General features: G+C 56.2%; 26 protein-coding genes. 7 read left to right on the top strand and 19 right to left on the bottom strand.

Annotated elements, in window-relative coordinates; genetic code table 11:
• Window positions 1–16 precede the first annotated feature (16 nt).
• Window positions 17–1,336, top strand: coding sequence for a cystathionine gamma-synthase family protein (locus GRI36_RS05210; RefSeq protein ID WP_160597493.1), 1,320 nt, complete (start codon window positions 17–19; stop codon window positions 1,334–1,336).
• Window positions 1,337–1,353: 17 nt separating this feature from the next.
• Window positions 1,354–2,256, top strand: coding sequence for an ATP-grasp domain-containing protein (locus tag GRI36_RS05205; RefSeq protein ID WP_160597492.1), 903 nt, complete (start codon window positions 1,354–1,356; stop codon window positions 2,254–2,256).
• Here GRI36_RS05205 and GRI36_RS05200 read toward each other — a convergent pair whose 3' ends face one another.
• Together GRI36_RS05200 and GRI36_RS05195 are read right to left on the bottom strand one after the other, a co-directional pair.
• The gene (locus tag GRI36_RS05200; protein ID WP_160599075.1) at window positions 2,257–3,192 is read right to left on the bottom strand and encodes a glutaminase; all 936 of its coding nucleotides are present in this window, start codon (window positions 3,190–3,192) and stop codon (window positions 2,257–2,259) included.
• A 55-nt stretch (window positions 3,193–3,247) separates the two neighbouring features.
• Window positions 3,248–3,799, bottom strand: coding sequence for a J domain-containing protein (locus tag GRI36_RS05195; RefSeq protein WP_407985662.1), 552 nt, complete (start codon window positions 3,797–3,799; stop codon window positions 3,248–3,250).
• 170 nt (window positions 3,800–3,969) lie between these two features.
• Between GRI36_RS05195 and GRI36_RS05190 the strand changes: the two genes are divergently transcribed.
• A complete protein-coding gene (locus tag GRI36_RS05190) occupies window positions 3,970–4,119 on the top strand; it encodes a hypothetical protein (RefSeq protein WP_160597491.1) in 150 nt (49 codons plus the stop codon).
• Between the two features lie 72 nt (window positions 4,120–4,191).
• Here the strand turns inward: GRI36_RS05190 and pal are convergent, their stop codons facing one another.
• The 13 genes from pal to hisB all read right to left on the bottom strand — a co-directional run bounded on the left by pal (window position 4,192) and on the right by hisB (window position 12,741).
• Window positions 4,192–4,716: a peptidoglycan-associated lipoprotein Pal gene (gene pal / locus GRI36_RS05185; RefSeq protein ID WP_160597490.1), complete on the bottom strand. Its 525-nt coding sequence runs from the start codon at window positions 4,714–4,716 to the stop codon at window positions 4,192–4,194.
• Between the two features lie 73 nt (window positions 4,717–4,789).
• The gene (gene tolB, locus GRI36_RS05180; RefSeq protein WP_407985680.1) at window positions 4,790–6,169 is read right to left on the bottom strand and encodes a Tol-Pal system beta propeller repeat protein TolB; all 1,380 of its coding nucleotides are present in this window, start codon (window positions 6,167–6,169) and stop codon (window positions 4,790–4,792) included.
• A complete protein-coding gene (locus GRI36_RS05175; RefSeq protein ID WP_160597489.1) occupies window positions 6,169–7,008 on the bottom strand; it encodes an energy transducer TonB in 840 nt (279 codons plus the stop codon). Before GRI36_RS05175 ends, tolB begins: the two co-directional genes overlap by 1 nt.
• Window positions 7,009–7,020: 12 nt before the next feature.
• Window positions 7,021–7,512, bottom strand: a complete 492-nt coding sequence (locus GRI36_RS05170; RefSeq protein WP_160597488.1) for an ExbD/TolR family protein — start codon at window positions 7,510–7,512, stop codon at window positions 7,021–7,023.
• A complete protein-coding gene (tolQ, locus tag GRI36_RS05165; protein WP_160597487.1) occupies window positions 7,513–8,232 on the bottom strand; it encodes a protein TolQ in 720 nt (239 codons plus the stop codon). It abuts the gene before it with no gap.
• Window positions 8,229–8,711, bottom strand: a complete 483-nt coding sequence (locus tag GRI36_RS05160) for a YbgC/FadM family acyl-CoA thioesterase (protein WP_160597486.1) — start codon at window positions 8,709–8,711, stop codon at window positions 8,229–8,231. Before GRI36_RS05160 ends, tolQ begins: the two co-directional genes overlap by 4 nt.
• 92 nt (window positions 8,712–8,803) lie before the next feature.
• Window positions 8,804–9,181 (bottom strand): HIT domain-containing protein, encoded by a 378-nt coding sequence (locus tag GRI36_RS05155; RefSeq protein ID WP_160597485.1) that lies wholly within the window; start codon window positions 9,179–9,181, stop codon window positions 8,804–8,806.
• Complete coding sequence (locus tag GRI36_RS05150; RefSeq protein ID WP_160597484.1) at window positions 9,181–9,522, bottom strand: phosphoribosyl-ATP diphosphatase; 342 nt, start codon at window positions 9,520–9,522, stop codon at window positions 9,181–9,183. Before GRI36_RS05150 ends, GRI36_RS05155 begins: the two co-directional genes overlap by 1 nt.
• 31 nt (window positions 9,523–9,553) lie before the next feature.
• A complete protein-coding gene (locus GRI36_RS05145) occupies window positions 9,554–9,751 on the bottom strand; it encodes a PEP-CTERM sorting domain-containing protein (RefSeq protein WP_160597483.1) in 198 nt (65 codons plus the stop codon).
• Window positions 9,752–9,857: 106 nt separating this feature from the next.
• Complete coding sequence (gene hisF, locus GRI36_RS05140) at window positions 9,858–10,619, bottom strand: imidazole glycerol phosphate synthase subunit HisF (protein WP_160597482.1); 762 nt, start codon at window positions 10,617–10,619, stop codon at window positions 9,858–9,860.
• A gap of 28 nt (window positions 10,620–10,647) precedes the next feature.
• On the bottom strand, window positions 10,648–11,376 hold the full coding sequence (hisA, locus tag GRI36_RS05135; protein ID WP_160597481.1) for a 1-(5-phosphoribosyl)-5-[(5-phosphoribosylamino)methylideneamino]imidazole-4-carboxamide isomerase: 729 nt from the start codon (window positions 11,374–11,376) through the stop codon (window positions 10,648–10,650).
• A 13-nt stretch (window positions 11,377–11,389) separates the two neighbouring features.
• Complete coding sequence (gene hisH / locus GRI36_RS05130) at window positions 11,390–12,019, bottom strand: imidazole glycerol phosphate synthase subunit HisH (RefSeq protein ID WP_160597480.1); 630 nt, start codon at window positions 12,017–12,019, stop codon at window positions 11,390–11,392.
• A gap of 128 nt (window positions 12,020–12,147) precedes the next feature.
• On the bottom strand, window positions 12,148–12,741 hold the full coding sequence (hisB, locus tag GRI36_RS05125) for an imidazoleglycerol-phosphate dehydratase HisB (RefSeq protein WP_160597479.1): 594 nt from the start codon (window positions 12,739–12,741) through the stop codon (window positions 12,148–12,150).
• A gap of 85 nt (window positions 12,742–12,826) precedes the next feature.
• Between hisB and GRI36_RS05120 the strand changes: the two genes are divergently transcribed.
• The 3 genes from GRI36_RS05120 (at window position 12,827) to gmk (ending at window position 14,489) form a co-directional block, all read left to right on the top strand.
• Window positions 12,827–13,330 (top strand): SspB family protein, encoded by a 504-nt coding sequence (locus tag GRI36_RS05120; protein WP_160597478.1) that lies wholly within the window; start codon window positions 12,827–12,829, stop codon window positions 13,328–13,330.
• A 50-nt stretch (window positions 13,331–13,380) separates the two neighbouring features.
• The gene (locus GRI36_RS05115; RefSeq protein ID WP_160597477.1) at window positions 13,381–13,767 is read left to right on the top strand and encodes a hypothetical protein; all 387 of its coding nucleotides are present in this window, start codon (window positions 13,381–13,383) and stop codon (window positions 13,765–13,767) included.
• Window positions 13,768–13,853: 86 nt separating this feature from the next.
• Window positions 13,854–14,489 carry a guanylate kinase gene (gene gmk / locus GRI36_RS05110; RefSeq protein WP_160597476.1) on the top strand — a complete coding sequence of 212 codons (636 nt, stop codon included), beginning with the start codon at window positions 13,854–13,856 and terminating at the stop codon, window positions 14,487–14,489.
• 22 nt (window positions 14,490–14,511) lie between these two features.
• Here gmk and GRI36_RS05105 read toward each other — a convergent pair whose 3' ends face one another.
• Window positions 14,512–15,441 (bottom strand): alpha/beta hydrolase, encoded by a 930-nt coding sequence (locus GRI36_RS05105; protein WP_160597475.1) that lies wholly within the window; start codon window positions 15,439–15,441, stop codon window positions 14,512–14,514.
• 519 nt (window positions 15,442–15,960) lie between these two features.
• Between GRI36_RS05105 and GRI36_RS05100 the strand changes: the two genes are divergently transcribed.
• Entirely contained in the window at window positions 15,961–16,755 is a 795-nt protein-coding gene (locus GRI36_RS05100) for an ion transporter (RefSeq protein WP_160597474.1), read from the top strand.
• Between the two features lie 353 nt (window positions 16,756–17,108).
• On the opposite strand, the gene GRI36_RS05095 is transcribed toward GRI36_RS05100, so the two are convergent.
• The 3 genes from GRI36_RS05095 to GRI36_RS05085 are packed head-to-tail and all read right to left on the bottom strand — an operon-like array spanning window position 17,109 to window position 20,248.
• Window positions 17,109–17,915: an SDR family NAD(P)-dependent oxidoreductase gene (locus tag GRI36_RS05095; RefSeq protein WP_160599072.1), complete on the bottom strand. Its 807-nt coding sequence runs from the start codon at window positions 17,913–17,915 to the stop codon at window positions 17,109–17,111.
• Window positions 17,916–17,929: 14 nt separating this feature from the next.
• Window positions 17,930–19,069 carry an acyl-CoA dehydrogenase family protein gene (locus tag GRI36_RS05090; protein WP_160597473.1) on the bottom strand — a complete coding sequence of 380 codons (1,140 nt, stop codon included), beginning with the start codon at window positions 19,067–19,069 and terminating at the stop codon, window positions 17,930–17,932.
• A 3-nt stretch (window positions 19,070–19,072) separates the two neighbouring features.
• Window positions 19,073–20,248 (bottom strand): acyl-CoA dehydrogenase family protein, encoded by a 1,176-nt coding sequence (locus GRI36_RS05085; protein ID WP_160597472.1) that lies wholly within the window; start codon window positions 20,246–20,248, stop codon window positions 19,073–19,075.
• Between the last annotated feature and the right edge of the window lie 128 nt (window positions 20,249–20,376).

Raw genomic sequence — 20,376 nt, 5'->3', positions numbered from 1 at the left:
TAGGAAGAACACCGGCATGACCGATGCAACCGACGCTGTCACCACCCCCACCCCGCGCCGAAATCCCAAGCCTAAAGTCACCACAATTGGCGGCCGCGAGCTGAAGCCATCGACCCTGATGATGGGCCATGGTTACGATCCGGCGCTGTCCGAAGGTTCGCTGAAGGCTCCGATCTTCCTCACATCGACTTTCGCGTTTGAAAATTCGGCAGCAGGCAAGCGCCATTTCGAAGGCATCACCGGCAAGCGCCCCGGCGGCGCGGAAGGCCTCGTCTATTCCCGTTTTAACGGACCCAATCAGGAAATCCTCGAAGATCGTTTGAGCATTTGGGATGGCGCGGAAGACTCGCTGTCATTCTCCAGCGGGATGACCGCGATTACGGTGATGATGCTGGCCTATTGCAACGCAGGCGATGTTATCGTCCATTCCGGGCCGCTTTATGCCGCGACGGAGGGCTTTGTTGCCAAAATCCTCAGCAAATTCGGTATCACCTATATTGATTTTGCCGCTGGTGCGACGCGCGAAGAAATTGACGCTGTGCTTGAACAGGCCAAGGTCAAAGCCGCAGATCAAGGCGGCAAAGTCGCCATGGTTTATCTCGAAAGCCCGGCCAACCCGACCAATGCGCTGGTTGATATCGAAGCCGTACAGGCTTCGCGCGATGTCATCCTCGACGCGGATGTAACGCCAATTGCGATCGACAACACTTTCCTTGGTCCTTTGTGGTCGCGTCCTCTCGATCACGGCGCTGACGTAGTCGTCTATTCGCTGACAAAATATGTCGGCGGACATTCTGATCTGGTTGCAGGCAGCATTGCAGGCGCGAAGAAATGGATGGATCCGGTCCGCGCATTGCGCAACACGATGGGCGGGATCTGCGATCCGAACACCGCATGGATGCTGTTGCGCTCGCTTGAAACCGTGGAATTGCGGATGCAGCGTGCTGGCGAAAACGCCGCAAAAGTTTGCGCTTTCCTAAGAGATCACCCCAAAGTCGAAGGGCTCGGCTATCTCGGCTTTATCGACGACCCACGCCAACAGGACATTTATAACCGTCACTGTCTGGGTGCAGGATCAACCTTCTCGCTATTTATCAAAGGCGGCGAAGCAGAGGCCTTCCGTTTCCTCGACAGTATGAAGATTGCCAAGCTGGCGGTCAGCCTCGGCGGGACAGAAACACTAGCCAGCCTGCCAGCAGCGATGACCCATCTGTCCGTGCCCGACGAGCGCAAAGCGCAACTCGGCATCACCGACAATCTGGTGCGCATTTCCATCGGCATCGAAGACCCGGATGATCTGATTGCCGACTTCGAACAAGCCTTGGCTCAAGTCTAAGTTAATTGGGGCAGGCTATGATGAAAATTGGCTTCTTAGCCTGCCCCGAAACTCTGCCTTCGTCGGGCACCGAGCGAAGAGGAGATGCGTTCGAGCATGACCTTCAGGTCGCTGCTCTGCGCCCTTCCCTGGAAGAACGCGGTGCAGAGTTAACCGAGATTGACTGGCATTCGCCGCTTGGGGATTTTGCGCAGTTCGATTTGGTTCTGCTCGGCACTGTGTGGGATTATCAAGATCAGCCCGAAGCATTCCTTGCCAAAATCGAGGCGATTGAGGCGAGCGGTGTAAGAGTGTGCAATTCGCCTGCATTGGTCCGCTGGAACATCGATAAAGTCTATCTGCAAGACTTGGCGAAAGTCGGGGTGAAGACCATTCCGACCCTATGGAATGACAATCCAAACCGCGCCGACATATCGGCGGCGTTCGAGCATTTTGGGTGCGATCGCTTGGTAGTTAAGCTCCGCGTGAGTGGGGGTGCAATCGGGCAGCTCATTTTTGCACAAGATGACCTCCCCGATGCGGAATGGCAAATGGGTCAAAAGGCGATGATCCAACCCTTCCTCCCCGCAATACAGGCAGAAGGCGAGCTGTCTTTTGTGTTTATCGATGGTGCATTTTCTCATGCTATCCAGAAGACACCATCCAAGGGCGAATACCGGATCCAATCGCTTTATGGCGGGCAAGAGACGTCGGTAAATCCATCGGACCAAGACATTGCGTCGGCACTATCGGTGCTGCGGACGATGCCCCGAACAACACCCGGAGACACCCCGCTCTATGCCCGCATCGATATGTTGCGCGCTGATGATGGCGGACTGCTGGTGATGGAGGCGGAAGCAATCGAGCCGTTTCTCTATCCGGTGCAAGGGCCGGAGCTTGGCGAGCGGATAGCAGAAGCGATTGTAGCGCGATTGGCCTGATTAGTGGTTACGCTCTTCAAACACCGACCAGCCAGTTTTCTCCACCAGCCGCTCCAGCGCAAAGGAGCCGATCTGCGAATTGCCGCGCTCGTTCAATCCCGGTGACCAGACAGCAATCGATGCGATACCAGGCACAGCCGCAAGGATACCGCCACCCACACCCGACTTGCCCGGCAAACCGACTCTGAACGCGAATTCGCCCGAACCATCATAATGGCCGCAGGACAGCATCAGCGACAATATCCGTTTGGCGCGCCTGGCCGGCACCATGGCATAGCCGGTATCAGGGTTGCGTCCACCACACGCCAAATAGCGGCTTGCAAGCGCCAACTGGCGGCAGCTCATCGCCAACGCACAGTGGTGGAAATAAACACCTAGGACCTTATCGACTTCGTGATGAATATTACCGAATGACCGCATATAATTGGCCAGCGCCATATTGCGGAAACCGGTTGCCGCCTCCCCTTTTGCCACTTGATGGTCGATTACAATAGTATCATCACCGGCCAGCTCGCGGACGAACCGGACGAACTCGCCGAGCACCTCTGCCGGCTCATAATTGGCGAGTAGAATATCTGCGAGGACGATCGCACCTGCGTTGATGAACGGATTGCGCGGGATGCCTGATTCGGTTTCAAGCTGCACAATCGAATTGAATGCCGTGCCCGACGGCTCCCGCCCGACCCGCTGCCACAAACCGTCACCAACCAGCCCGAGCGCCATCGTCAGGCTGAAAACCTTGGTGATGCTCTGGATGGAGAACGCTTCGTCAGCGTCACCCGCAGTAAAGCAGGAACCATCCGCAAGCGCGATCGCGATGCCGAATTTTGACGGCGATACGCAAGCAAGGTCGGGAATATAATCGGCAACGCGTCCACGCTCGGTAACCAGCGCCATTTCTGCCGCAATGTCATCGACGATTGTCTGAAGGCACATTGCACCGTCAGTAATATTGGTTGGTGCGCCGCCCGACTGCCGTTCAGACAATCACTCAGCCCTTCCACTCGCGTCGGTCTTCGGCTTGTTTCAAAACTTCGTAAGCAACCTGGATTTTCTGAAATTCTTTGGCTGCTTCCTCGTCATTCGGTTTGACGTCGGGATGGATGGCCTTGGCCTTGATACGAAATGAGCGCTTTATCGCTTCGAACTCGGCATCGGCTTCCAGACCAAGCGCCTCCAGCGCCAGCATTTCATCTGCGGTACGGTTGCCATCGCCCGTTCCGCCTGCCCAGCCATAATGCGAAGCTTCGGTATAAGCATCGGCATCGCGCTGTTCAGTGCGCTTGCGTTCGGCAGCCTCTTCCTTGTCCAGACCTTCGAAATAGTCCCAGCCCCTGTTATATTCCGCAGCGTGCTTCTGACAGAAATGCCAACGGTCAGGGTTGTTGGGTGATTTGGGAGCGGGGCACAGGCCAGCCTCGCTGCACCCATGCCGGTCGCATTCCTTTTGCGCGACCGCAGATTGATCGCTGCCATAGCTGCGCCAGCGGGGAAACCCCCAATCGCTTGACCGGCCTCGCCCACTCACGGGAAAAGACGCCACTGGGCTTGGCAGAAAGTCGTTTGTCTGATTGGCATAGCGATCTATCTAGAGATTATTGCGCTAAATGGAAAGCTCGGGAACAAAGTTGCAGTGTGAAATGTTGCATTGCAATAGATCCTTCACATATCAGCGCTAGGGCGCTGCTGAATTGAACCCGAGCGGATATCATCATGAGCAAGCAAGTTTCCTTTTCCGCAACAGTTTGCGCGCTGACTATGGCGCTGTTTGCTGTGACGATGTCGCTCGCCGATCATCTGCCAACAGGCTCGTCTGTAGCTGGCGAAACGCAAGTTTTCGGCGCGACATTTCTGACGAAATAACGGGAAGAATAAATTCAGGGCGGCTCCGCTCTCGCGCAACCGCCCCGAAATTCAAATCGATATTAGGCCGAATTACCGACCGATCACAACCGTAACAGCTCTGCGGTTTTGCGCCCAAGCCTGTTCGTTGGATCCCACAGCTACCGGGCGTTCCTTACCATAGCTGACAGTGCTGATCCGGCTTGCCGGAACGCCTAAGCTGGTAAGGTAGTTCTTGGCCGAATTGGCGCGGCGTTCGCCCAGGGCCAAATTGTAATCGCGGGTACCGCGCTCATCCGCGTGACCTTCGATTGTTACTGTGATGTTGGTATACCGCATCAAATATTGCGCCTGTGACTGCAATGCGGCTGCGTCTGCAGTGTCGATATTGAACCGGTCTGTATCGAAATAGATAACGTTCTGGCCGTTGACCGCATCGACAAAATGCTCCTGCGAGCCAAAGCTCGGTCCGGTCGCAACCGGGGTCGTATCTGTTTGCGCGGTTTGCACCGGTCCGGTCGAGGTCGGAGGCAGAATATCCGGTGCTTTGGTTTTGCAGCCAGCGAGCGCCAAAGTGCCCGCAGTGATAATTGCGATAGTCGCGAAACGGGTATTCATATTGCGTCTCCTAACACAGAGGGGCCCCTAATCAGGGGGTAATTAACGAACCAACATAGTCTATCGTACGGCCTTAAGGCAAAATCGGGCCCCAAGCCGGGTCAGACGCGTCTACCGGCGTCGGAAGCTTCCTTTCATTTCGGCCAGTCAGATCGACTTGCCAGATTGAGGCCTCGCCAGAATTGCGGGCCGTGCGGAAGAACTGAATAATACGGCCGTTGGGTGCCCATGTAGGGGCCTCATCCTGCCAACTATCTGTCAAATACCGCAGGCTGCCGCCGCTCGGGCTGACCACTGCAATCCGAAAATTGCCGCCGATGTGAGTAAACGCAATCTGGTCCCCGCGCGGGCTCCATTCTGGCGTCGCGGCGCGTCCGCCGAAGAAGCTCAAGCGTTTCTGATTGTCGCCAGTGGCGTCCATCACATATATCTGCTGACTACCCGAACGGTCGCTTTCGAACACGATCTTGCTGCCATCTGGCGAGTAAGAACCGCCAATATCGATGCCCGGAGTGTTCGTCAGCCGCACGCTTGGACCGCCATTTGCGGATATGCGATAGATATCGGTGTTGCCCGAAACAGCCATGGAATAGAGAACCCATTTACCGTCAGGTGACCAGCGCGGCGCGAAGGTTGGATTGGTACTTTCCGTGATCAGCGTCTGACGGCCAGTGCCGATGTCATAGACGTAGATACGCGGATTGCCGTCAGTATAGCTCAAATAGAGCAGCTTACGATAATCGGGCGAATAGCGCGGCGTCAGTGCGGTGGATCGGCCCGTGGTGATGAAGCGGTGATTGGCCCCGTCGCTGTCCATAATCGCGAGGCGTTTGACCCGATTATCCTTGGGGCCGGTTTCCGCGATATAGGCGATCCTGCTATCAAGAAACGGTTGTTCGCCCGACAGTCGGGAATAAACGAGGTCAGCGCATTTATGCGCGGCACGGCGCCAATCGCTTGGCGGGACAACCCAACCTGCGCGCGCCAATTCATCCTGCAACGAAACATCATAAAGGTAGCACCCGACCGTCAACCGGCCATCGGGACGAGCCCGGACATAGCCGTGAACGAGCATTTCAGCGCTGCGATTGCCCCAAACCGCCCATGCCGGGGCGGTAATCTGGGCATATGTGGGGCGCGGCAAGTCGTCGGGTCCGGTTGGTTTGAACAGGCCATTATTGCGCAAATCGTTGAATACCACGCGCGCCAGTTCTCTGCCCAATGCGCCGGTTCCGTCGCTGCTTGCCGGCGTTGGCACATCACGGTCTGTGGCGAAGCTGGCAATGGCGATGCCAAGGTCTTCCCAGTCTCGATCATCGGTGACGGTGAAGGAAAGCCCCTCCTCCTCGACAGTTTCCACCTGCGCAACTTCGGGCACCCGTTCGCCCAAATCCTGTGCCATGACAGGAGCAGACAATAGCAGAAGCGCAACCGAAAAATATCGCATGATCATCATAAATTCCTGTCGAATCTGGCACCATCGATCTTCTTCCATGCTGAATAATATTCAGGTGGAAGCTTGAATGGTGCCGCTAATCTAATGGCTCGCATAGCTTGCTCAACATGCCGCTCTGCCTGCGCACGGTTTGAATCGTTTACGCCTGTCTGACGCACAAGGCGAGGCGAGCCCCGAAGCGACCCGTTTTCATTCAACTCAAACGCGATTATGGTCACCAGCTTGTCAATATCGACACCCTGTGGCGCTGCCCAATGTGGCTTCAATTGGCGAGCCAGTGCCTGACCGATTGAAGCGCGCTCGCTCGCCCCGATAACGGCGGCTGGAGCACGCGTCTCACTTGTAGTGGTGCTTGATCCTGCTCCGGCGAATGCCTCGTCAAAACGCCGCGACGCGCCGCCTTGTTTTGGCTGCGCGGCAGCCTGGCTTGCAGGCTTATCGGGCCGCCGCCTGCTCGATGTGTCGGGCTTTGGTTGGCGGCTTGGCGTGCGCGAAGTGCGCTCGGGCTGCGTCGGGCGAGTGGCCTGCTTCGGGGTGGAAACTGGCGGGGTTGGCGCGAGAGTCCGCACCGGCTCCGACGTGACTTCCGGCTGCGCGACCGGAGGCATAGGAAGCTCTGATAGCACCGGAGACATCGCCATTCGGCTCTCTGGAATTATCTCGGGCGCGGTCGCTTCCAATCCGACATCCTCGGCGAGACTGACCGTTACAGTCTGAATCGGTTCAACTACAATCGGTTCAGGCTTAAGCAGCAACACACCAAGCAACCCCAGATGCAGGAACAGTGCGACCGCAAAGCCGATAATCTCCTCATCTCTGAACCGCGTTTGTTGCATAATGTAAAACAGCTATTGCTCGCTATCTGAACCGCCACTGACTGCACCATCCATTTGCGGGGGCGCGGCAACGCCATTGGTGACCAGTGCGATGCGGTTGAAACCGGAGCGGTTAAGCTCGCCCATCACCGCCATCACGCGTCCATAATCAAGCGCACGGTCGCCGCGCAGCGTGATTGCTGGCAACTCGCCATCCGCGTTGGGACGGATATTGGAGAGGCGTCCGGGCAGCTCGCCATTGGCAAGCGGTTCGTCATCGAGATAGATTATTCCGGTCGCGCCGATGCTGATCGTAATCGGGTCCTGTTCCTGAGGCAAAGCAGAAGCCCGGCTATCGGGCAATTCAACCGGCACACCGGAATTAAGCAGCGGCGCGGTAACCATGAAGATGATTAGCAGCACCAGCATCACATCGACAAACGGTGTGACATTGATTTCCGCCATTGGGGTGCGCTTGCTGCGGCGTCCGCCCCGGCGGGATGAAGATGCCATGCCCATCGCCATTTACAGACGCTCCAGCTCTCGGCTGAGGCTGGCGTGGAACCGGTCGGCAAATCGCTGCATCCGCGATTCGAGCGAATTCACGCTGTGGCTGAAGCGGTTGTAGGCGATCACCGCCGGAATGGCTGCGAAGAGGCCGATCGCAGTCGCAAACAGAGCTTCCGAAATACCCGGCGCAACCACTGCGAGCGAACTGTTTTCCTGCACCCCGATCTGGAAGAAGCTGTTCATGATGCCCCAGACCGTGCCGAACAGCCCCACGAACGGAGCCACCGAGCCGACAGTGGCGAGGAAATTGAGCCGGTCGGCCAGCATGTCGGCTTCTTGCGCAACCTGGCTTTCCATTGCGCTGGCAAGCCGCTGGCGCGTACCGTCCCGGTCCGTCGGGCCACCTTTTCCATTAACCGAACGCCGCCATTCGCCCATTCCGGCGGCGGCAATTCTGGCCGACGGGATGTTTTTCTTTGAGCGCTCCTTCACCAATGCGTCGAAATCATCTGCTTTCCAAAAATCGCCCTCAAAATCGGAGCAACGTTTGCGCACACCAGCCATCCTTAGGCTAAAGCTGATAATGATCATCCATACGACCACGCTGGCGATCAACAATCCTGCCATCACGGCTTGCACCACGATATCGGCATCAAGGAACAATTGCAGCGGATCGAGCCGCCCGTTCGCTTCGGGGGCTGCGGTTACTAAAGACAGGACAGGCAGATTGGTCATTCGGAACCTTCTTCGGCAATAATCGGGGCAAAGGCATCGCGCCATGCCTGTGGCTGCCTGCGCGGGCGGCCATCGGGAGCAACAAAGCCGACGCGGAAAGTAGCTTCGCACAGCAATTGTGAACCGCCGCCTAACTCTTCACCAAGCATCCTAAACGCGCGCTGATGCATAATCACGCTTGCCGCTTTCAGCTTGGTGCACAGCGTGTGAATAATCACATCATCGTCGAGCTTCGCTGGTTTCACATATTTTAGCTGGAGATCGGCGACTGCATAAGCACCCTCACCGGCTTCAATCGCCGCGCGCTGGTCAATTTCCAACATGCGCAGCACATCGGACCGGGCCCGTTCGAACCAACGCAGATAATTGGCATGATAAACGATGCCCGACAAATCGGTATCTTCGTAATAAACCCTGACCGCATAAAGATGCAGCGGGCCGTCGAAAATTCCACCGGGCGGGTTTGGCGTTATGGTCATCGTTGCCAACGCATTTACGCGCCGCCGAATCGGGGGGCAAGCGTTTGTTGCATCATATGCAATCCGTTCGCCGAACGGTGCCTATTTCACGATCATCGGGCGATCATCGGCCCCAAAAATTGCTGGCCAAACAAATGGACATGCAGATGCGGCACCTCTTGTCCGCCATGCGGCCCGACATTGGCGAGCAAGCGGTAACCCGGCTCAACCAGATCATGCATCCGCGCAACGTTACCGACGGCGCGGATGAAACCGGCAATTTCCTGATCCGAAGCCTTAGCCGAAAAATCATCCCAGCTGACATAGGGTCCTTTGGGAATCACCAGCACGTGCAAGGTAGCCTGCGGGTTGATGTCAGGGAAAGCATAGGCCCATTCGTCTTCATACAATTTGGTCGAAGGAATTTCCCTGCGCAAAATCTTGGCGAAGACATTCTGGTCATCATAAGGCTGGGTCGCATCAATCGCCATTATGGCTGCTCCTGCTGTAGGGCTCGGCCCGCTGTCCGACTGGCCTTTTCATCGATCCCCGAAATGCCCTCGCGCCGGTCCAGTTCGGCCATCACCTCTCGCAGCGGGATGTCTTTGGCCGACAGAAGCACCATCAGGTGAAACATCACATCAGCCGCCTCGCCGACCATTTCACTCCGGTCTTCGGAAAGCGCAGCAACGATCGCTTCGACCGCCTCTTCGCCCAATTTGCGCGCGATGACGGGCAGTCCTCGCGAATGCAATTGCGCAACATAGCTGGATGCGGGGTCGGCATTGCGCCGCTGGGCGATAGTTTGTTCGAGACGGGTTAGCGTGTCCATCCCGCTTCCATGAAGCGCGATGCGAATGCGGTCAATCTTCGCCTGAACTGCGCTTGTTTTTGGCGATCTGACGGCCAACAATAAATCCGGCCAATCCGAGGCCGAACAAGGCAAGATTGCTGGGTTCGGGAATTTGCGTTCCGCTCCACGCCGCGGCGGGGGCAGAGACCATGGTCAGCGCGCTAGCAACGATGGCGGCGGGTATGATGGCAGGGGTGAAATTCCTCATTCCCCCTTTCTGGCCGGATTAACCCTTTTCGCAACTGCAACAAACTAGCCGTCCCACAATGAAACCGGAGACATCCATTTACATTTGAGGTGATTGCAATTCTTTCTCAGGCCCTTGCGGGTAATCCGGCGCTCCTCAGCGCGGCGTGAGCTTCGGCAATAGTATGCTCGCCGAAATGGAAGATTGATGCGGCAAGTACCGCACTAGCATGTCCCTCGGTCACGCCTTCCACCAGATGATCGAGCGTGCCGACACCGCCGCTGGCGATCACCGGAATGCTCACCGAATCGGCTATGGCCCGGGTCAATTCAAGGTCGTAGCCGGCCTTGGTCCCGTCCCCATCCATTGATGTCACCAGCAATTCGCCTGCGCCTAATGCAGCAAGGTTCTTTGCGTGCTCCAATGCGTCGATGCCGGTCGGCTTGCGGCCGCCGTGGGTGAAGATTTCCCATGTGCCGTCGCCCGTTTTGCGCGCATCGACGGAAGCAACCACGCATTGATTGCCAAACCGTGCAGCGATTTCGGACACCACTTCGGGCCGCTTTACCGCCGCACTGTTGATTGCGACCTTGTCCGCCCCCGCCAGCAGTAGCGCGCGCGCATCCTCGACCGAAGCAACCCCGCCGCCAACAGTCAGCGGCATGAAGCAAACCTCGGCAGTGCGTTTCACGACATCAAGCAAGGTGCCGCGCCCTTCATGCGTGGCGGAGATATCGAGGAAACACAGCTCGTCCGCCCCCGCCGCATCATAGGCCTGCGCCTGCTCGACCGGATCCCCCGCATCGCGCAGATCGACGAAATTGACGCCTTTGACCACGCGGCCATCGGCAACATCGAGACAGGGAATGACGCGGATGCGGACGGTCATTGCATTAGTGCTATAATTGCATCGAAGATCACGCCCGCGCAGCCATCGCCAACGCCGCAGTCAAATCCAAGCGGCCATCATACAGCGCACGGCCTGTAATAACGCCCTCAATCCCGATATGCGACTGCATCGACAGAATATGAATGTCGTCGAGGCCCTTGACCCCGCCGCTGGCAATCACCGGCAGATCGGTGCGCTGCGCCAGTTCCACAGTCGCGTCGATATTGCAGCCCTTCAGCATCCCATCGCGGCCAATGTCGGTAAACAGCAGGCTGGCAACGCCCGCATCTTCGAACCGCCGCGCCATATCCTCGATCCGAACATCGGACACTTCGGCCCAGCCATCGGTTGCAACCATCCCGTCACGCGCATCCACCGCAACAACGATGCCGCCTACGAAGTCCTTGGCCATTTCCTTAACGAAATCGGGATCTTTCAGCGCTGCGGTACCAATAACAATCCGGGCCACGCCTGCATCAAACCAGCCTTCAACATCAGCGCGGGTTCGGATACCCCCGCCAAGCTGCACATAGCCGGGGAACGCTGCGACAATTGCCTCCACCGCCTCGCGGTTTTGGGCGCTTCCGGCAAAACTGCCGTCGAGGTCAACCACGTGCAAATGCTCTGCGCCAGCCTCCGCAAACAATATTGCTTGCGCGGCGGGATCATCACCATAGACCGTCGCGCGGTCCATATCGCCTTCTGCAAGACGCACAACTTGGCCTTGCTTCAAATCGATTGCGGGAAATACGATCATGCCAACTCTCTTTTCACGGCCGCCAATGCAAGAACCTCTCAAGCAAAGCCAGCCCATAAGCCTGGCTCTTCTCAGGATGAAACTGGACCCCGATTACACTATCGTGCGCCACCGCCGCAACCAATCCGCCGCCATGGTCGGTCATCGCGGCAATATGCTGCGGATCATCCACCGCGAAATGATAGGAATGGAGGAAGTAAGCCTCGCCTTCCTCGATCAAGCCGCCTTTCGGCGCGTGCGAGGAAAGGGCCACGTCGTTCCAGCCCATATGCGGCACCTTGATCGCCGGATCAGTCCGTTCGATGGCGCGCACTTCACCCGGCACCCAGCCAAGCCCTTTAGTAACACCGTGTTCGGTCCCGTGCGTGGCGAGCAATTGCATTCCCACACAAATGCCAAGGAACGGCGCACTGCCAATTTGCACTCGCTCGGTCATTGCAGCGATCATGCCGTCAATCGCGGCAAGACCTTCAGCACATGCCTTGAATGATCCAACCCCGGGCAGAATAATCCGGTCCGCCGCGCGCGCAACGTCGGGATCGGAAGTAACGCTAACACCCTCGGCTCCGACAGCTTTCAGCGCATTGTGCACCGAATGGAGATTACCCGCGCCGTAATCTATCAGCGCGATCACCTCAGCCACGTTTGTTTTCCGCGCACCCAAGCGGGCGTGCGACCTCCTCGCTCACGCAATCAATGATCGCGTCGCTGCGGGCGGAAACCAAAGAACCTTGGCGGCCTTGCGGCTGCTGCGCAGCCGATTGGCGGATCCTATCCACCAAGCTGCCCCTTGGTGGAGGGGATCGCATCGCCCTTGCGCGGATCGAGTTCCACGCCGGCGCGCATTGCCCGGGCAAAGCCTTTGTAAATCGCCTCGCAAATATGGTGATTGTTGGAACCGTAGATTAGCTCAACATGCAGCGTGATACCGGCAGTTTGCGAGACTGAATGGAACCAGTGTTCGATCAGTTCGGTGTCCCATTCGCCCAATTTTTCCTGACTGAAACCGGCTTTCCATACCAGATAAGGCCGCCCGGAAATATCCAGCGCAACCCGCGCCAGTGTCTCATCCATTGGTGAATAGGCGGTTCCATAGCGGCCGATGCCAGCCATATCGCCCATCGCCTGGGCCAGCGCCTGACCCAGCGCTAGCGCGCTGTCTTCTGTCGTGTGATGCTGGTCGACATGTAAATCACCGTCTATCTTCATCGTCACATCGATCAGCGAATGGCGGCTGAATTGCTCGACCATATGGTCCAGAAAACCGATGCCGGTCGACACATCATAAGTGCCGGTCCCGTCAAGATTGACCTCGACGAAGATCTTCGTTTCGGTGGTGTTTCGTTCTATTTTCCCAGTGCGCATAAGACGCGCTATACGCAGCCTTTTATCACAAGCAAGGCTTTGAAGCTTGACCCCGCGCATTCTCCCCGCCACCTAGCGTCTTGTTATGAGCGACGACACACCCGATAGCCTGATCCCGTATGATGATATCGTACAAGAAGCCTTGCGCGCCGTAGTAGGCCGTGTTTTGGGCGAAATTGTCGATGGCGGCGGCGAATTGCCAGGTAACCATCACTTTTACATCACTTTCAAAACGGGTGCGCCGGGCGTGTCCATTCCGAAAGTTTTGCGTGAGCGTTTCCCCGATGAAATGACCATCGTGTTGCAAAACAAATTTTGGGATCTGGCGGTTGATGATATCGGCTTTACCGTTGGCCTCAGCTTTAACGCGGTGCCTTCCAAGCTCGATATACCTTTCGCAGCGATCACTGCGTTTGTTGATCCGGCGGTTGATTTCGGGCTGCAATTTCAGGCGACCGTCGCTGACATGGCACCTGAGCCGCATGAAGAGGCGGAAAATGACGGTTCGGAAGAGGCAGACCACCCAGCCGTGATTGACAGCGAAGACGGCTCAAACGTCGTCACGGTCGATTTCGGCCGCAAAAACTGACCGCTCCGACTCCGCCCTGGGCGGAACAAGAGCGTAGCGGAGGGCCAATTATGGCAAAGAAATCAAAGGCATTGTCCGATAATTCCGCATCCGTACCCGGTCCAAGTACCAACCCTGCGACCAATGTGATGATGGCAGATATTGTCATGCGCGTGGGAACCTCCGTCATGCGCGGATTTGTCGAGAAGCGGTTTTTGAAAGGCCGTTATGGCAAAGACACCGCGCAGGAAATCGTCAATAATCGCAGTCTGAAAAAGACGTTGGCCACAGTTGCGGTGGCCAAATTGGCGACAAAGTCCACTCCCGGCGCAGTCGTAATTGGCAGCGGATTGCTGGTCAAAACCCTGTGGGACCGGAGCCAGCGCCGCCGCGATGCGAAGAAGGCCGGCGATCAGACATTAATCGAGCAGGCCAGGAGCGAAGACGCCGACGAGTAAAAGGCGCATAATGGGGCGAACAGGCAAATTTGCCGAATTTTGCCGCAGGACTTGATTATTTGGCCCGCCCTGTCGCATGAGCAGCCATGGCCGATCAAAGCACCCTTTCCCGCCGCGGTATCATGTTTATCCTTTCTTCCCCGTCGGGAGCGGGAAAGACCACCATGTCGCACAAATTGCTGGGCGCTGATGAGGAGATCAAGCTCTCCGTCTCCGCCACCACCCGCCCCCCGCGCAAAGGCGAAGTGGACGGGATCGATTATCATTTCGTATCCGATGCGAAATTCGATGAAATGGTCGAAAAGGACGATTTTTACGAATGGGCGCATGTGTTCGACCATCGCTATGGCACGCCCAAGGGCTATATCCGCCAAGGTCTGAAAGAAGGACAAGATTTCCTGTTCGACATTGATTGGCAGGGCACCCAGCAACTTTACCAAAAAGACCAACAGGATGCGGTCAGTGTATTTCTGCTGCCCCCGAGCCTCGCCGCTTTACGCAGCCGATTGGAAACCCGCGCGCTCGACAGTGCCGAAGTCATCGATAGCCGTATGGAGCGTGCCCGGAATGAAATCAGCCACTGGGCCGAATATGACTATGTCGTGGTCAATGATGACGTCGATGAATGTTTCGTAAAGGTGCGCGAGATTCTGCACGCAGAACGGATGAAGCGGACACGGCAGACGGGGTTGATCCCATTTGTGCGCGAATTGATGGAGTAGAACTGGCGATCTTCGCGACCAATCAGCGCTGTTTGTCCTTGCGGACGCTTTCGAGAAATCGATGAACAGCTCTTGCATGTTCCGGGGCCGGAGGTGAGTAGGCGCAGTCATAAGCGTGCTGCTGTCCAGGCAGATCAACAAACGTGACCTTGTTCTTTGATATCCGCGATAAGCTTTCAGCAAAAGCTTTTGCGCTTTCGAGATCCGCAAGTGAATCATGCTGCCCATGCAGGATCAGCATTGGCGGCGCGCTTGGGCTGATATGATTAATCGGTGAGATTTTCTCCCACAGGGCCGCGTCTTCGGAATATGATTTTGGCATCACGAACCGCGTCATAAACGATCTGATTTCGCCCACCCCGACTTCCATCGCTTGATTCTGGTCGAGCAGATCGTAAAGCCCATACACCGGGATGCACGCATCAACGGTGCAATCGGCATCGCCAAGTTCGGGCCTGAGACCGTCAACATTGGACGCAAGCGCGGCGAGTGCAACCAAATGACCACCTGCCGACCCACCTGTTAAAGCCACGAAATCCGGGTCACCATTGTAGGACGTAATATTGGCCTTGGTCCATGCGACAGCTCGGATTACATCCTGGATCATCACTGGCATCCGGTTCCACGGGGCAAGCCGGTAATTTATGTCGATCACGAGCCATCCTTGGGACGCCATGTATTGAATCAAAGGCTGTGCTTGCTGGTGTTTGCTGCCGACTATCCAGCCCCCGCCATGGACGTGCAACAGGACGGGCATGGGAGCTGTCGCTGGTCCTTTCGGGAGGTATATATCGAGCAGGTGTTTTCGGCCTTCTGGCCCATAGGCAATGTTCTTGATCCGCCTGACGCCGCGGCTGCCCAATTGGATAGGGAATAATGCTCCTGCAAAAAAGCGCCATACCGAAGCTGCCTGACCATTTGGCTCGACCCGGCTCAGAACCTGGCTGCTCAACCAGGCTTGTCTCATTATCATGATGAAGCACACCATCGAGAACACGTTAGCCAGCCCGATGATAAATTTCGGCTCCGGTCCAAATGCGGCAAAACATAGTGACACAAAAGCCAGCGATAGCAGCTGAAGGCTAAAGATCTGACCGATCAGGCTCCAACCGAAATAGATAAATGAAAGATTGTGAACCTTGCTCGGCAGCTTGGTATGGAATGCTCCGGCAACTCCAGTTGTGAGCAGATAGAGCGCCAACAGCGAATGAACGATGAGATAGGTTGATAGCATAAGAAGTGCGGTCAGTAGAGTTGGGGCATGGTGTTAGGAAGCAGAAACTAGCGCATCTGACTGCCCGCGAGGTCAATTACCTAAGGAAAGGTTGCCACCCAAGTGTGACGCTCCAGCCACTTGGAGCAGGTCCTAACAGCAGCACGGCCGCTCACGACCCACATTTAAACATTATCTCTATTGGCCAACTCGTTTCTCTCTGTTCTGTCCCGCTCAAAACCCTATATCGGCGCTGCAATGTCATCCTCTTTCTATTCATCTTCGCGCGAACGTGTTCGTTCATTCATAGAGTCGCAACGCTTTGAAAGCGCCATTACGGCCGTGATCGTCATTAATGCGATCGGGTTGGGGATGGAGACTTCCCCAGCGATCATGGCACAATATGGCCAGCTCGTTTCTACACTCGACCGCATTGCAATTGCGATCTTCGTTGTCGAGCTCTCTCTGAAGCTGTTCGCCTTTCGCCTTAGCTTCTTCAAAAATGGTTGGAATGTCTTCGATTTTGTCATTGTAAGCGTAGCGCTCTTTCCGCTCAGCCAACAGTTTTCGGTGCTACGGGCATTGCGCATCCTGCGCGCGTTGCGACTTGTCTCCGTGGTGCCCAGCATGCGGAAGGTCATTGTCGGCCTGTTCAGCGCGATTCCCAGTATCGGAACTGTAATCGTGATGCTGCTGCTGCTGTTCTACATCAGCGCGGTTATGGCCACAAAGCTGTTCGGAACAGCTTTCCCCGAGTGGTTCGGGACGCTGGGCCACTCACTCTATTCACTTTTCCAGATCATGACACTGGAAAGTTGGTCGATGGGCATAGTGCGGCCGGTAATGGAGATATATCCCTATGCCTGGGCGTTTTTCGTGCCATTCATTCTCGTCACCAGCTTTATTGTGCTGAACTTGTTCATCGGTGTGATCGTCAACGCAATGTCGGAGGCGACCGATGAAGAAGCGCATGGCGAACGCGAGGAAATTCTTGGCGAATTGCGGGCGCTTCGGCGCGAAATAACTGCACTTCGCGAGCAGGGTGAAAACTAAGCAGCATTGGCGTCCGCTTGCCACCCTACTTACCGACGCTTTCCTACATGCCCTAGCTTCGCTAATCTCTTGCCATTCTTTCACATTGTAGTTGCTCTGATCACATATCGCATCCGCCCAAATTGTAAGGGCGAGCAAATGTGTCACCCGTTATCCAACAGCATATTCATTGCTTTTCAATGAGTTGCCCGAGATGTGTTAGGTTACAGGTGTAACCCTAAGTCCAACATTCGGCCATGATCCGGTAGTCAGAACCGTTTCTCGCGAAAGTGAAATTTTTCTCGTATGAAAAAGGCCGCCGGATTGCTCCGGCGGCCTGTCCTCATCGAACTGCAAACCTCAGTGTCGAGCGATTATTCGCCCGACGGATCAACGAAATTACCCGATCCGATATTCGCGTTTACCACGCCGCCATCAATCGGGATTGTCGTGCCCACTACGTAATCACCCGCACGGCTGAGCAGATAAATCGCGCCTGCGGCCATATCTTCGGTGACACCAACGCGGCGCGAGGGGATGCCGCGCTTGACCATTTCTTCCTGATCGCGCGCAGCTTTGTTCATTTCGCTCGGGAAAGCGCCAGGGCCGATGCCATTGACGATGATATTATCATGCACCAGTTCCGCCGCCATCCGCCGCGTCAGGTGGATAAGACCCGCTTTTGATGCCTGATAGGGATATGTTGGCCATGGGTTGGACTTCATCCCGTCAATACTGGCGATCATCAGGACCTTGGCCGGACGTTCAGGCGTGCCAGCCGCTTTCAGGAGGCCGTGCAGCTTTTGCGTCAGAAAGAACGGGGTTTTGACATTGAGGTCCATTGTCCGGTCCCAACCCGCTTCGGTAAAGTCCTTGAACGGTTCGCCCCATGCCGCGCCAGCATTGTTTACCAGCAGGTCCAGCTTGTCTTCGCGGCTCGCCAATTCGTCGGCCAACGCCTGAATGCCGTCCATCTGCGACAAATCGCCGACCAGGCCGATGACTTTGTCACCCAGTTCTTCGGATGTGGCATCAACTTGCGCCTTCTTGCGTGCGACGATGTAAATTTTCGCGCAGCCAGCCTCCAGCAGACCTTCGACGATCATCTTGCCGATGCCGCGAGAGCCGCCGGTTACCAGCGCAATTTTGCCTTCAAGGCCGAACAGATCTTTCAAATTCATCATGGGTTCTCTCCTCAATATCCGCTCAGCCGGGCAACACGCTCGGCATGGTAATATGCATCGCCGAGAAACTCGTTCAGCGCACGGTCTCGTTTCATATACAGGCCGATATCATATTCATCGGTCATGCCAATTCCGCCATGCATTTGCACGCCTTCGCGCACGGCAAGACCGGCGGCCTGGCCGACTTTCGATTTGGCAACCGAGACCATCAGGTCGGCTTTCTCGCTGTCGCCATCGAGAAGCTGGCCAGCCTTGATTGTAATCGCCCGCGCAATTTCAACTTCGGAGTAGAGATGCGCAGCGCGGTGTTGAAGCGCCTGAAACTCGCCAATCAATTTGCCGAATTGCTTGCGCTGCTTGAGGTAATCGATGGTCATATCCATCGATGCACCGGCAACACCGCAACCCTCTGCAGCGGCGCCGATACGGCCAGCATTGAGCACCTTGTTCAAGATCTCGCGGCCACCATCAACTTCGCCAATTACAGCGTCACCGTCCAGCTCGACATTATCCATTTTCAAATGCGTCGCAACAGAACTGTCAACCAGCTTCACCGCATCTTGATCGAGACCGGCTGCATCCTTTGGCACAGCAAATAGAGTGATACCGTCATCATCATCATCAGCGCCCGATGTGCGCGCAGCAACGATTATCATATCGGCGCTCGCGCCGTGGATTACAAAATCCTTCTGACCGGACAGTTTGAAGCCATTGCCTGATTTCTCGGCCTTGGTTTTGATTCGCTCAGGGTGGTGCTTTGCCCCTTCGTCGATAGCGACAGCGAAGACATGCTCGCCCGAAATCAGGCCGGGCAGGTAGCGACCGCGCAAATCGGCGCTGGCATTGTTGAGTGCAGTCGCAGCCAACACGGAGCTAGTAAGGAAGGGTGACGGTGTGAGGTTGCGGCCGATTTGCTCCAGAACAATTCCGGCTTCGACATTGCCCATGCCCATGCCGCCATCGTCTTCGCCGACAAGAATGCCAGTGAAGCCCATTTCGGCAAATTGCTTCCACAATTCATGGCCGAAACCATCCTTGCAATCGCGGTCGCGCCAATGGCGCAATTGCTTCTTGATAGAACCTTCTTCTGCCATGAACTGCGCTGCAGTGTCAGCGAGCATGGTCTGATCTTCATCGTAAAATAATGGCATCGATCAGGCTCCCGGCAGATCAAGAATACGCTTGGCGACGACGTTCAGCATGACTTCGCTGGTGCCGCCTTCGATTGAATTGGCTTTCGTGCGAAGCCAACCGCGCGATGGTTTGCCGCCGCCGGTTTCCTCGCTGTCCCATTCAAGACTTCGCGAACCACCGGCTGACATCATTAATTCGTGGCGGCGTTTGTTTAGCTCTGTCCCGACATATTTCATCATGTTCGGCTGCGCCGGATGGCCCTGGCCGCCCTTCATCTCGTCAAGGAATTTCTCCCCCATCGCAGCATAGGCGAGCGCATCAACATCAAACATGGCCAGCTCGGCGCGCAGCACGGGGTCGAGTTCGCCCCCGTCCTTTTGAGCATGGCGCTGCATCGCGGCACCAATGGCCGAGGTGAGACCACCTCCGCCCGCTCCTGAGATCATTTCGCGTTCGTGCCCGAGCAGGTATTTCGCCACATCCCAGCCGCGATTTACTTCACCGACAAATTGGTCCTTTGGCACTTCGACATTGTCGAAGAAAGTTTCGCAGAACGGGCTGTTGCCACTGATCAGAAGGATTGGCTTGGTACTGACCCCTTCGCTTTCCATGTCGAAGAGCATGAACGTGATGCCCTGATATTTGTTAGCCTTGTCAGTTCGAACAAGGCAGAAAATCCAGTCAGCCTGATCAGCATAAGACGTCCAAATCTTCTGGCCGTTAACTTCCCAATGGTCGCCCTTATCCTCGCCAAATGTCTGCATTGAAACGAGGTCCGAACCCGAACCCGGCTCCGAATAACCTTGGCACCAACGGATTTCGCCGCGGGCAATTTCACCGAGGAAATGAACCTTTTGCTCTTCGGTCCCGAATTGCAGCAAAGCTGGCCCAAGCATCCAAATGCCAAAGCTGGACAGTGGCGGGCGGGCATTGATGCGGGCCATTTCCTGGCGGAGAACTTTGGCCTGCGCCGCGTCAAGACCAGCGCCTCCATAAGCTTTGGGCCATGCCGGGACGGTGTAACCCTTCGCCACACAAACGTCGAACCATGCTTTCTGCGCGTCGTTCTTGAAGGTGGCCTTGCGGCCGCCCCAGTAAACGTCGTCTTCATCACGCACAGGTTGGCGCATCTCTTGTGGGCAATTGGCTTCAAGCCATGCGCGGGTCTCACTACGGAAAGCTTCCAGATCGGCCATTTCGGTTCCTCTCGACTCGGTTATCAGGGTGGATAAATCCCTGTCCAATTGCCGTTTACGTTAAGGGCAAAGTGGGGCATCATGCAACCATCTGCATGCTCAAAGTTGCAAGCGCCGCCGTGCCGTAG

Source organism: Pontixanthobacter gangjinensis (assembly GCF_009827545.1).
GTDB lineage: Bacteria > Pseudomonadota > Alphaproteobacteria > Sphingomonadales > Sphingomonadaceae > Pontixanthobacter > Pontixanthobacter gangjinensis.
Note: the sequence above shows the minus strand (reverse complement) of the source record. Positions and strands in the feature narration are given on the sequence as shown.